The sequence below is a fragment of the Pradoshia sp. Z5_111 genome, assembly GCF_058267535.1.
This window is the reverse complement of the sequence record NZ_JBZCPQ010000002.1, coordinates 68361-80625: the sequence shown is the minus strand read 5'-3', so window position 1 is coordinate 80625 and position 12265 is coordinate 68361. Positions and strand designations below refer to the sequence as shown.

Below are 12265 nucleotides of genomic sequence, written 5' to 3'. Positions count from 1 at the left end.
CTCATAAAAGAGGGGCTTTTTTAGTGTTAATTCTTATGTAAAAGAGTATAAAAGAGCAAAAAAGTTTAAATTTTCACTAAATAGGATATAGTAATAAGTAGGGAAAAATGGTTTTATTCAAAAAAATACATAGAAGGAGTGGTTGTTTGCAACCAAAAATAAGTATAAAAAATGTTGTAAAAGTATTTGGAAAGTCTCCACAATCTGCACTTGAATTATTAAAGCAAGGCTCTTCAAAAAAAGATATCTTAAAGAAGACAGGATGTACGATTGGGGTTAATGATGCCAATCTTGATATCTATGAAGGAGAAATTTTTGTTGTTATGGGTTTATCGGGGAGTGGGAAATCCACGTTGATTCGAATGTTAAACCGTCTAATTGCCCCGACATCCGGTGAGATTTTGATTGATAATGAGAATATAGTCAACATGTCACCGGCTGAATTGCGTGAAACTAGAAGAAAGAAAATTAGTATGGTGTTTCAAAACTTCGCCCTATTCCCTCATAAAACTATCCTGGAGAATACAGAGTATGGATTGGAAATTCAAAAAATACCTGAACAGGAACGAAAACAGAAGGCAATGGAATCACTGGAAGTAGTTGGCCTAAAAGGATATGAAGATCAATATCCATCCCAATTGAGCGGCGGGATGCAACAGCGTGTTGGACTGGCGAGGGCTTTGGCCAGTGATACAGATATTGTTCTTATGGATGAGGCGTTTAGTGCCCTTGATCCTCTTATCCGCAAAAGCATGCAGGATGAGCTGCTGGAAATCCAGGATAATTACAAAAAAACAATTGTGTTTATTACACATGATTTGGATGAAGCTTTAAGAATAGGTGACCGGATCGCCTTGATGCGTGATGGTAAGGTAATTCAAGTGGGAACTCCTGAGGAAATCATGATGAATCCTGCCAATGATTATGTTGAACGATTTATTGAAGGAATCGATTTGTCACATGTTCTTACTGCGTCTTCGATTATGACTCGGGCGGAACGTATTACAATTGACAGAGGTCCTCGTGTTGCCCTACAAATTATGAAGGACAGGGGATACTCCAGTATATTTATCGTCGACCGCAAACAGATACTGCTTGGGGCGCTCTCTGCCGACCAGGCAAGAGAAGCTATACTTAAGAAAATCCCTATAGAAGAGGTCATGACAAAAGAAGTGCCAACAGCATTGGAAAATACTATTCTATCTGATTTGCTCGACGATATGGCAAATGCACAAATTCCGTTAGCAATCGTTGATGAAGCTAACAGATTGAAGGGTGTTCTTGTACGTGGTGTTGTCATTGGAGCATTGGCTGGCAACAAAGATGTACTCCAAGATAAGGAGGAAAGTCAATGAACCTAGAAAAATTACCAATAGCTTCTGGAGTTGACCGTTTTGTAGAATGGGTAACAGAAGTATGTGGACCACTGTTTAATTGGATTTCGATATTTATTCAAACTATTATTGATACAAGTGTAGAGGTTTTGGGTTTAGGACCTTCCATTCTGCTAATTATCCTAGTTACTCTGCTAGTTTTATATACAAATAATTGGGGCATGGCATTATTAACGTTTATAGGATTATTATTGATTGATAATTTAGGATTATGGGATGCTATGATTCAAACATTGGCATTAGTTTTGGCATCTGTACTGATTACAATAATTGTGGGAGTTCCGATTGGTATTTGGGCTTCACAAAGCAATGTTGTAAAGAGAATAATTATGCCAATCCTGGATTTTATGCAAACAATGCCAGGCTTCGTTTATCTGATTCCTGCCATCCTTTTCTTTGGAATTGGAGTTGTTCCTGGAATCGTGGCTTCCTTCATCTTTGCTGTTGCACCGACGATTCGAATGACGAATTTAGGGATCAGGGAGGTTCCGGGAGACTTAATAGAAGCTTCACAAGCCTTTGGTTCCACCACGTGGCAGAAAATCACAAAGGTCCAATTACCATTAGCTGTTTCGACGATAATGGCCGGAATTAACCAAAGTATTATGCTTTCTTTATCCATGGTGGTTATGGCATCTCTTGTTGGTGCGCCTGGATTGGGAGCCGAGGTATACCGTGCCGTTTCACAAATAGCAGTAGGTGAAGGATTCGAAGCTGGATTAGCACTTGTTATCATTGCAATTATTTTGGATAGAGTATCGCAAAACCTCAGAACCCCAGTATATGAAAGAGTTATTTCTAAGAAATGGGTTTATGGTTTCATTATCTTAGTCTTTCTTGGAGGATATGCCTATATTGCGATATCTTCGTCTGCAGAAAAAGGTACTCAAGATAGTTCCTATGTAGGTAATCAGGTAGATTATAAAATCGTTGGCATCGAGCCTGGAGCGGGAATTATGTCAGCAACTGAAGAAGTGTTGAAGAAATATGAACTGGAAGCAGACTGGACTTTACAAGAAGGATCATCTGCTGCTATGGTTGCTGAGCTTCAAAAATCTTACGATAATCAGGATCCAATTATTCTGACAGGTTGGACACCACATTGGAAGTTTCAAAAATACGATTTGAAATATTTGGATGATCCTAAGAATGTATATGGTGATAGTGAAAATATTAATACATTGGTCCGAAAAGGCTTGAAAGAAGAGTTGCCTGGAGCAGAACAAATCTTAGATCAATTTTACTGGACTCCAGCTGATATGGAAGAAGTAATGGTGGACATGGAAAAAGGAATGACACCAAAAGAGGCAGCTGCTAAATGGATTGACAAAAATCCAAATAAGGTGGATCAATGGCTGACAGGTGCAGAAAAGGGAGAAGGACAAAGTATTAGTCTGATCTATGTTGCCTGGGAGTCAGAGATTGCATCAACAAATGTTATTGGTGAAGTATTAAAAATGCATGGGTATAGTCCTGAACTAAAGCAGGTAGAAGTCGGACCGATGTATGCATCAATTGCCAACCAAAAAGCAGATGCCATGGTTGCGGCTTGGCTGCCAATGACTCATAAAGCCTACTATGATAAGTATAAAGAAGATTTAATTGACCTGGGTCCAAATCTAAAAGGTGCCAAGAGTGGACTGGTTGTTCCTGCTTATATGGATATAGATTCAATTGAGGATTTAGTGAAAGAATAAATGATTGAATGACATATTGTTTTGCAGATGATTTAGGGCATGAGTTCGGTACTTTACTGGACTCATGCTTTTTGTTTTGCCTGCATTAGAAGTGGGAAGGCTGCAGAAAGGATTAGAATAACTCGGTGCCTCAAAGGATTTTAATCTTTCATTAACGTTATTCCTTTTTGGCACGGCCAGTTATTCCTCAACTTAAACTAATCAAGGCCTATTTATTATTCAAGAATTTAAACATATTAACGTAAGTATAAAAGTCTCTTGAATTCGAGGTAAAAGGTGATGAAAAATCGCCTTTTACCTTTCACTCATCCGATTTAGTTCTGAATGTAGTATTCGTAATCCTTCCTGACTTAACACAATCTTTCCATTGGCTAATGAAATATTCTGATTGCTGACTTCACCTGTAATGGCACATGCCTTACCAGGTGTATATTTTTGCAGGATAATTTTGTCTTCATCCGTAAAAATCTCTATAGAATCTTTTATGTTAATGTCAAGAGTTCTTCTAAGTTCAATCGGCAGTACAATTCTACCGAGTTCATCGACTTTTCTAACAATCCCAGTTGACTTCATTATTACACCACTTTTCTTCCTTTTTATAGAATAATAGTCTTAAATTGGTTATAAGTAAATAGTTTTGCTCAAATATTAACAAGATTGTAATACTAAATGCTATACCAGGAATATTAATACATATATGACAATATTTTGTTTGACCTTCTGCATTTTTGGTATAAATTGTTGCATCAATGGACAATTTACAGAAGAAGGAGGTGGATGTTATGGCTAAAATTGGAGTGGAGCAATCTTTATCAGACGTTCAACAAGCTTTACGTGATAAAGGGCATAATGTAATCGAATTAAAACAGGAAAATGACACACAAGGGTGTGACTGCTGTGTTGTATCTGGCCTGGATATTAACGTAATGGGTATGCAGGATACGGCAATGAAGGCTTCAGTCATCAACGCTGATGGTCTTACTGCTGAGGAAGTATGTCAGGCAGTTGAAAACAGAATTCAATAAAAAATAACGGCTGCCGTGTACAAGCAGCCGTTATTTTTTCACAAAAAGATTTTCATCAATAGGATCGTACAGGGGATATAAGGTGAAGATGAGACGGATTGTTAACTGGTTCAATCAAGACGGGCCTTAAGGATCCGCCAAAACTTAATTTTACTTCTTTTTCTTTTATGGCTTTTAAAGCATCGAGTAGAAATTCTCCATCAAGAGATATACTTAAATTAATTTCACCTTGAACCATACTGATATCCATTGTTTCTTCGATTTTCCCCATTTCTGTTGAGTTTGATGCAATCCTTATTTGTTTACCATCTATCATTTCAATCAATATATTGTTATTTTTCCATTCACTTGCAAACAGACGAGATCGGTCAATCCCCTTTAATAACTTTATTGTATCTAGTATCATAACGGTTTTTGAATCGGTTGGTATAAGTTTAGAGATGCCAGGGAAATTACCTTCAATAAGTCTGGAATATAGTGAGGTAGTCGACGATTTGAATACGATATAATTGTCTAATATGTAAATATGTATAAGATCCTTTTCATTATTCATTAGTTTTGTGAGCTCAGTAAGGCTGGCACCAGGGACAATGAAAGAAGCTTCAATTTGTGAGTTTATTGGTATTTTCCTTAAAGCCAGTCGATGGGAATTGGTCGCAACACAGGTTAGCTTATTCTCTTTAAACGACATATTCACACCAGTTAGAACAGGTCTTGTTTCACTTTTGGAGACTGCAAATGTAGTTTGTTTGATGATTTCCATTAAGGCAGAGCTGTGTATCTGTATAAAATGGTTTGTCTCTATTGAAGGGTAATTGGGATACTTGCCAGGATTAAATCCATTAAGGTATACCATGACTTCATCAGATTGAATTTCAGCTACGTTATTTCCGGATATCTTTATATGAATATCATCAGATAATTTTTTTACAACTTCACATAAATATTTAGCTGGAAGAACTGCGCTGCCAGTTTCATCTACGTTTAATATCCGGATACCGTTCATTTCTAAAGGAATTATTCTTTCTATTGCAATATTGGAATTACTGCCAATCAGAATTAAACAATCCTCCTTAGCGACCAACTTTATGCCTGTTAGAATTGGTAAAAGCGATTTTGTTGTCACTGCCCTGCTAACATCGGATAATGCCTCGTTGAAATAATCTTTACTTATTGTAAATTCCATTAGAAGTCTCCCAAGTCCATAATTAGTTTCATGTATATTCAATTCTCCAAAAAGAATCATATTCCTTCTTTCAGCATGAATCCTTCTGGTTAACTTAATAGCCATTAAGATTGGATAAATTAAGTAATGGCTTCCCGCTAACAATTTAATCCCTTAATAGATCTCGGTAGGAATCATCTGTACTTGATGGATTTCATGCCATTTCATCCTTTTTCAAAAAAAGTGCGGGCACTGGATGTCCTCCAGAAACTCCGCACGTCAATTAGTTATTGCGTAATATTTTGTATAAATAAATGTTTGTGTTTAAAGATTATGATACTGCTCAAGGCAAGTAACAGGCCTGAGATCAGAAAAACAAATCTAACACCCATTAAATCTGCCAGTACTCCCATGAGTAATGAAGAGATGCCAAAAACACCAGTAGAGGCTGCCCCTAGGGATGTATAGACGGTTGATAATTCATCCTTTGAAACACTCGATTGAATAATTGTTTGCTGGGGTATGTTTTTTATTTGCCCAAAAACCCCTATCCACAGAGATAGACATAAGGCGATAATAGGAATGCTGGTTATGCTAAATAGTACTGTGAGCAGGCATGTCATGAACGTATTTAAAAGAATAACATTTCCTAATCTGTTTCCAATGAAGGAGGAATATTTTACACAATAGATGCTACCAGCTATTAAACCGAAGAAGTAAGCACCATTAATAAATCCCCACCATTCTGCACCACTTTTTAAAGCATCGTCCACAAATACTAAAACAATCGCTGCAATCCAAACAGTACCTGCAATTGTCTCAAGGATATCTATCTTAATAATCTGTCTCAATATTGGCGTTGTAGAAACAGTTTTCCAGCCTTTTTGAACCTGTACTAATCGTCCACCCTGATTGATTGGTTGTTCGCTAGAGACATTTTCTAAAAAAGAGAGCAAAATACTCGCTAGACCAAATAGGCATCCCACAATCCATATCAACTGTTGATAACTCAGAATGACCAAAAATAAACTTCCTGCAAACCACATAATGGTTTGGACAAGCTGGGTGACTGATTCACTGATTCCATTTGCCTTTAACAGTTGTTCGGAGTTCACATAGTGGGGAATCAGCGTTTGCCTGATTGGATTTGCACACCCATCAAGAAATGCAATCAATCCGATAGGTAGAAATAACCAATGAAAATCAGCTTCCGATATTCCTATTAACAAAATACCTAAAATCATAAGTAAAATGGTTTTGCCTATCTGTGAAAAGGTCATCAACCACTTTAAGCTAACTTTTCCAAATAATAAAGGCGTCAATAGACTGGATATAAACATACAGGATGTAATCGTAAATGGTACAAAGGAAGCCGCAGTTGCTGAGCCTGTCAAAGTAAATATTAGACTGATTATGCTCACTGTATATAGGATGTCACCTATATTGGCCAGCGATTGACCTGTCAGCAGTAAATTGAAATTTTTATTCATTTAAAATATCCCCCATTTTTCTCGATCCATTAATTCGATTCAATGGGGGAATTAAATTGGATTATTCATGAAAAGTATTCCTCACATTCATATATAGATAAATCTTGGGGGAATAGATTTATCAAGATTTAATTTTAATTGGGTAAAAATTATGGCTGGCCAAGCTGGTATTATTATTCAATCTGTATATGGTTATATGCAGGGTTTATAAGGTTCTCAATCCTGAATCGTACATTTGTAAAATGTTAGTTATGATATACCTATATTCTATAATTCACTCAAAATTCCTCCTAAATATAGACCGAATCTAGATTGCAAGTGAAATAGCGGAAAGGAAACTGATGATTAGGATATTTTAGGAGAGTAATAGAATGGAACCAGCTGATTCAGCAACATTCCAGCGGGAAAGAGGCAGAATTCAGCCGATTAGATGAATAATCCGGCGGATAGCAGGGAGAATCCAGCCGAATCGAGGGGAAAACCAGCCAACGCCTCCCCATAGCGCGTAAGATTGTCCTTATAAAACAAAAAAGCCTCCGATGGAGAAAATCGGAGGCTTCAATACTATTATTTTATAAAGCTTGAACTTTTCTTGCCTGAGCATGGTAAACCTGATAAAGCAATAATGCGCCTACAGTCAGAATAGCTCCTGAAATATAAGGGAGCCCAACGGCGAATGAATACAGTAGACCTCCAAGTGGAGGGCCTATGATCCTGCCAAGGGAATCAAAGGATGAAAGTAGTCCGGTTGAGCTGCCGTGTCCTCCTGATGTGGTCTTTGTCAGCAATGCAGTGACAGCTGGACGAATAAGGCCATTGCCTAAACCAAAGATGGTGATGAAGATTGTTGCGGTCCAGAAGCTATTGGTAAATAGAATTAGTATAAACCCGATGATTGATACGATTAGCCCGATTTGAATGACTCGGCCTTCTCCCCATTTCTTCGTCATAATTCCAATGAGTCCTCCCTGCACAATCGCGCTGCCAAATCCCATGATCATAAAGATATACCCTAATTGGACCGTATCAATTCCAGCTTTATTAGCGGCAAAATATGCAAAAGTGGCTTCAAGACCAGCCATAGACAAAGATACTACGCATTGAAGCACAAACAGAATAGAAGCAGCACCGCGAAAATTCATCCACATCGATTTGTTGCCTGAGCTTTGTTTTCCTAATTGTTCAGATGTTAAGGATTCCTTAAGAACAATAAGTACTAATAAGAACGTCAAAGTAGAGAGGATTCCGGCAATTAAGAAAGGCGTATTTAAGCTGGATTTTGAAAGAATCCCGCCAATGGCCGGTCCGAAGATAAAGCCTAACCCGGTCGCTGCTCCTATAATCCCCATTCCTTTTCCACGATCTTCTTCAGTAGTAATATCCGCTACATATGCCATGGTAGTTGGCATATTGGCTGAGGAAAGGATACCACCAATGATCCGTGCCGCAAACATTAACCATAATGAGTCGGCTATGGCCATGATGAAGAATGATAAGGCCAGACCAAATATACCAATTAACATGACTGGTTTTCTGCCGATTCGATCCGATATTTTTCCCCAAATCGGAGCGAAAATTAACTGCATTAACGAATAAACTGCCATTAGTAAGCCAAGTTGAGTAGGTGTGCCGCCAACTTCTTCTGCTAAAAATGGAAGGACCGGAATGATAATCCCGAAGCCAACCATCACTAAAAACATGACCAGGAATAGGACGGGCAATATTTTTTTATTTTCCATGAGTGTCTCCTCTAAAACCGCTCAAAATGCTTAGATCATTATGTGTCTATGAAGTATAAAAAATCTATGTATCAAGCGGTTATATTAATAGTTATATTCTTTTCAACTGTACATAATCAACATTTCTAACGTCAATTGTAAAGCTTTTCATACAAATATAATAGTTTCGCCTACACAAATATTTTTAGTTTTGTTTGACATTTCATCGACACATTATGGTCGTAAGATTTTTTATAGAAAAGATTTTCTAAAGGATTTACCCGGTATAGATTGTCAGAAAGGATGAAAAAGATGAACTTTATAAAAAGGGCATTTTTAAGTGTGAGGCCAGAAAAGGAAAGAGCATTCTACAGTTAGTTGTATTCACGGTTATCTGTGTGCTTGTTTTATCTGAGTAGGAACCGTAAATGAGCGCATTATTGGAGTTTAAGGATTTAAGTTATTGGTACAGACATAATAATAAACAGCATGATATAGTAAAGAAAATTAATGTTTCTTTTAATAAAGGATTATTTTATGCAATTGTGGGTCCTTCCGGTTCAGGAAAAACTACGCTTCTCGCTTTGGCGAGTGCGCTGGATGCTCCTAAGGATGGACAGGTATTATACGAAGGAAAAGATATAAGAAAAATTGGATATACCACGTTTCGAAATAAATATGTTTCGATTGTCTTCCAATCCTATAATTTACTGCCCTATATGACTGCGTTACAAAATGTCACTACAGCGATGGAGATTACCGGAAATAAGGTTAAGGACAAAAAACAGTATGCACTCGAGATGCTTAGAAAAGTGGGCATCGATGAAAAGCAGGCTGGACAAAAGGTGCTCACACTGAGTGGCGGTCAGCAGCAACGTGTCTCCATTGCACGAGCCCTTTGCTGTAAATCAGATTTAATTGTAGCAGACGAACCGACTGGAAACCTCGATGAGGATACCGCTCAAGACATCATTAAGCTATTTATGCAGCTGGCACATGAGGAAAATAAATGTGTCTTCATCGTTACGCATGATCAGCATATTGCTGACATTGCAGATCAAACAATTCGCCTTTCTAAAGGCCAAATAACGATTGTTAATAATATAAGCGAACATTCGAACCAATAAGTGAATTTTGTTTAATGAAAATCTCCGAGTTATATCGGGGATTTTTGTCCTATCTTTTAATCATCGAGGAGTGAGTAAGGAAGATGCAAAAAATCATGATTGTAGAAGATGAAAAAGCCATCAGCCAGGTTTTAAAGGCATACTTGAAGAAAGTAAACTACGAAGTTGAACAAGTATTTACAGGTGGTGAAGCCATCGCTAAATTTGAGGAGTTTCAACCGAATCTTGTTTTGCTCGATGTTATGCTTCCAGGTATGAGTGGATGGGATATATTAAAAGAAATTCGTACGAAAAGCGCATGCCCTGTTATTATGCTCACGGCACTTGGTGATATTAATTATAAGCTCGCAGGCTTGAATGATGGAGCTGACGACTATATCACTAAACCCTTCATTGGAGACGAAGTGGTTGCCCGTGTCCAGGCAGTATTAAGAAGATCTGGACAGGTCATTGATGATAAGGAAAAGAAACAGTTTGGCGCGCTGTGCATTAATATGAAAGCTCATAACGTCACATTAAATGGAGTAGAGCTTGACTTAACACCGCGCGATCTCTCACTGCTCATCTTCTTGGCGCAAAATCCTAATCAATTATTTACGAGAGATCAATTAATTGATCATGTATGGGGGATGGATTACGACGGCAGTGACCGAGCGGTAGATTTGTCCATCAAAAGGCTGAGAAAGTCTCTGCAAAACTGGCCTGCATCTGAAGGAGAAATTAAAACTCTGCGAGGATTGGGGTATCAATTAAGTGTCTATGAAAAAAAATAATAAACTGCAAATGGATTTTCTGAAGCACTTGGGTCAAAAAAAGAAGAACCATCCGACTAAACGTGTCAGTTTGTTGAAATACTGGACGACACGATATCTGGTTACCCTGTTTATTGGACTTATCGTCATAGGATTTCTTACAGGAATCATTATCAGGCAATCCACTCTTAATAAGAACCTGGATATTAATAAATATTTGGCTGAGGAAGTAGCAGCGCGAATACTGGATCAGACGGTTGGAACTGATATTCAAACAGAGCAGAATCCAGAGGTTTTTGCCAATCGAAAAAAATTATTAGAGGTCAGCGGCAATCCGTCCATTTATGTGGTGGATGTAAATGGAAAAATAGTGATTGAGAATCGTTCAAGTAATCACCTTAATGTATCTTCATTTTCAACTGCACTGCTTAATAGTAAGGATGAAGTAAAACAATTAAACAATATTGGTGGCAGAGATTATTATCTGGTTAAGCGGCCTATGATTGTGAATGATACGGTAATTAGTTGGATTGTTGTTATGCAATCTGAGGATGAGTTAACTGCAGTAGATCAGGAATACAAATTACTTTTGATTATGATTTTAAGTTTGGCCTTGCTCGGATGGGTTGCGATTTACTTTTTATCCAAAAGACTGGTTAAGCCGATTGAGAATGTAGCTGAAGCAGCTAAGCAGGTTCAAAAAGGAAATTATAATATTGAACTTATTGAAGAGGTAAATGAACAGGAAGTTTATGATTTAGTCCATTCCTTTAAGGAAATGGCGATTAAATTAGAGCAGCTGGAAGCTATGCGAGCCGAATTGCTGGCAGGTGTTACGCATGAATTGAAAACGCCTGTAACGTCCATTAGCGGTTTGCTTCAAGCCGTTAATGATGGAGTTGTCACAGGGGAAGAAGCAAAAGAGTTTCTGGCCATATCCTTACAGGAAACGACTCGTATGCAAAAAATGGTGGGAGACTTATTGGAGTTCAACTCCTTTACGGCCAATGCCATTCCTGTTAATAGAATGTCTATAAAAATTGGAGAGGTCATTAATGAAATGATTTACCAATGGGATATTGTGCAGGATGACCAACTCGTAAAGGTTACTGTACAACAGCCAAAAGAAGATATGATCGTATCGGCGGATCCTCTGCGATTGCAGCAAATTATGATTAATCTCTTGAATAATTCCAAGCATGCTATTCAGGGAGAGGGAACGATAGAGGTCCGTATTTATAAATATGATGAGGATCATGTCGCAATCGATGTACAGGACAGCGGTTCGGGGATACGGCTTGCCGAGCAGGATTTAATATTTGAACGTTTTTATCGAGGAGAAGATAAAAAATACAAAATCCGCGGTCTAGGACTAGGCCTCCCATTCAGCAGAATGCTCGCCAACGCAATGGATGGAGATTTAGTATTAACGAAAAGCAATGAAAAAGGTACAACGTTTACTATAGTGCTGAAGAGCCTTGCCCAGGAGTGAGGAGCATAAGACAGAGGCTCGAAGGGATTAAGGAACAAAGACTAAGACCGCCACATCGTGTGGCAACGTCTTTGTGACCAACGTCGTGTTGGCCTCCCGTAGAGGCTATGCTTATGTCCCGAACTCCTAGGCTCTGAAGCCGGATTACCATAATGCTGAAGGACCTTATTTTAAGGAACGAAGACTAAGACCGCCACGTCGTGTGGCAACGTCTTCATGACCTACATCCTGTAGGCCCCCCCAGAACATAATGAATATGTTTAAAAGCTGCCAAAGAACAGGCAGCTTTTAAATTTTTTAAGAGGAGAAAAGATTTTGACATTTTGTTGACACATACAGTTAGTAAATTAGATAGTGAAAAGAGCAGAAATGCAATTATTCTACAATTATCGTAATATATTAAAT

10 protein-coding genes and 1 pseudogene are annotated in these 12265 nt (G+C 38.1%); 7 read left to right on the top strand and 4 right to left on the bottom strand.

The window, feature by feature from the left end:
- Positions 1 to 146: 146 nt before the first annotated feature.
- Positions 147 to 1355: a quaternary amine ABC transporter ATP-binding protein gene (locus AC4D4A_RS04735; protein WP_490994831.1), complete on the top strand. Its 1209-nt coding sequence runs from the start codon at positions 147 to 149 to the stop codon at positions 1353 to 1355.
- Complete coding sequence (locus tag AC4D4A_RS04730) at positions 1352 to 3091, top strand: glycine betaine ABC transporter substrate-binding protein (protein WP_490994830.1); 1740 nt, start codon at positions 1352 to 1354, stop codon at positions 3089 to 3091. The genes AC4D4A_RS04735 and AC4D4A_RS04730 overlap by 4 nt, the downstream gene beginning before the upstream one ends.
- A 294-nt stretch (positions 3092 to 3385) precedes the next feature.
- On the opposite strand, the gene AC4D4A_RS04725 is transcribed toward AC4D4A_RS04730, so the two are convergent.
- Positions 3386 to 3664: an AbrB/MazE/SpoVT family DNA-binding domain-containing protein gene (locus AC4D4A_RS04725; protein ID WP_490994829.1), complete on the bottom strand. Its 279-nt coding sequence runs from the start codon at positions 3662 to 3664 to the stop codon at positions 3386 to 3388.
- Between the two features lie 209 nt (positions 3665 to 3873).
- Here AC4D4A_RS04725 and AC4D4A_RS04720 point away from each other — a divergent pair, with 209 nt between their 5' ends.
- Positions 3874 to 4116, top strand: coding sequence for a YkuS family protein (locus tag AC4D4A_RS04720; protein WP_490994828.1), 243 nt, complete (start codon positions 3874 to 3876; stop codon positions 4114 to 4116).
- A gap of 55 nt (positions 4117 to 4171) precedes the next feature.
- On the opposite strand, the gene dnaN is transcribed toward AC4D4A_RS04720, so the two are convergent.
- The 3 genes from dnaN to AC4D4A_RS04705 all read right to left on the bottom strand — a co-directional run bounded on the left by dnaN (position 4172) and on the right by AC4D4A_RS04705 (position 8510).
- The gene (gene dnaN / locus AC4D4A_RS04715; protein WP_490994827.1) at positions 4172 to 5302 is read right to left on the bottom strand and encodes a DNA polymerase III subunit beta; all 1131 of its coding nucleotides are present in this window, start codon (positions 5300 to 5302) and stop codon (positions 4172 to 4174) included.
- Positions 5303 to 5568: 266 nt separating this feature from the next.
- Positions 5569 to 6771: an MFS transporter gene (locus AC4D4A_RS04710; protein ID WP_490994826.1), complete on the bottom strand. Its 1203-nt coding sequence runs from the start codon at positions 6769 to 6771 to the stop codon at positions 5569 to 5571.
- Positions 6772 to 7343: 572 nt separating this feature from the next.
- Complete coding sequence (locus tag AC4D4A_RS04705; RefSeq protein WP_490994825.1) at positions 7344 to 8510, bottom strand: MFS transporter; 1167 nt, start codon at positions 8508 to 8510, stop codon at positions 7344 to 7346.
- Between the two features lie 291 nt (positions 8511 to 8801).
- On the opposite strand from AC4D4A_RS04705, the pseudogene AC4D4A_RS04700 reads away from it, so the two are divergent.
- The 4 genes and pseudogenes from AC4D4A_RS04700 to AC4D4A_RS04685 all read left to right on the top strand — a co-directional run.
- A pseudogene (locus tag AC4D4A_RS04700) lies at positions 8802 to 8902 on the top strand (hypothetical protein); the annotation flags it as partial.
- 15 nt (positions 8903 to 8917) lie between these two features.
- Positions 8918 to 9616, top strand: a complete 699-nt coding sequence (locus tag AC4D4A_RS04695; RefSeq protein ID WP_490994824.1) for an ABC transporter ATP-binding protein — start codon at positions 8918 to 8920, stop codon at positions 9614 to 9616.
- A gap of 83 nt (positions 9617 to 9699) precedes the next feature.
- Positions 9700 to 10389, top strand: coding sequence for a response regulator transcription factor (locus AC4D4A_RS04690; protein WP_490994823.1), 690 nt, complete (start codon positions 9700 to 9702; stop codon positions 10387 to 10389).
- Complete coding sequence (locus AC4D4A_RS04685; protein WP_490995194.1) at positions 10376 to 11860, top strand: HAMP domain-containing sensor histidine kinase; 1485 nt, start codon at positions 10376 to 10378, stop codon at positions 11858 to 11860. The genes AC4D4A_RS04690 and AC4D4A_RS04685 overlap by 14 nt, the downstream gene beginning before the upstream one ends.
- The last annotated feature ends 405 nt before the right edge of the window (positions 11861 to 12265 follow it).

Coding starts and splice junctions, on each gene's coding strand:
- AC4D4A_RS04730 (WP_490994830.1), top strand. CDS start 1,352: ATGAACCTAGAAAAATTACCAATAGCTTCTGGAGTTGACCGTTTTGTA.
- dnaN (WP_490994827.1), bottom strand. CDS start 5,302: ATGGAATTTACAATAAGTAAAGATTATTTCAACGAGGCATTATCCGAT.
- AC4D4A_RS04690 (WP_490994823.1), top strand. CDS start 9,700: ATGCAAAAAATCATGATTGTAGAAGATGAAAAAGCCATCAGCCAGGTT.
- AC4D4A_RS04710 (WP_490994826.1), bottom strand. CDS start 6,771: ATGAATAAAAATTTCAATTTACTGCTGACAGGTCAATCGCTGGCCAAT.
- AC4D4A_RS04705 (WP_490994825.1), bottom strand. CDS start 8,510: ATGGAAAATAAAAAAATATTGCCCGTCCTATTCCTGGTCATGTTTTTA.
- AC4D4A_RS04725 (WP_490994829.1), bottom strand. CDS start 3,664: ATGAAGTCAACTGGGATTGTTAGAAAAGTCGATGAACTCGGTAGAATT.
- AC4D4A_RS04720 (WP_490994828.1), top strand. CDS start 3,874: ATGGCTAAAATTGGAGTGGAGCAATCTTTATCAGACGTTCAACAAGCT.
- AC4D4A_RS04685 (WP_490995194.1), top strand. CDS start 10,376: ATGAAAAAAAATAATAAACTGCAAATGGATTTTCTGAAGCACTTGGGT.
- AC4D4A_RS04695 (WP_490994824.1), top strand. CDS start 8,918: ATGAGCGCATTATTGGAGTTTAAGGATTTAAGTTATTGGTACAGACAT.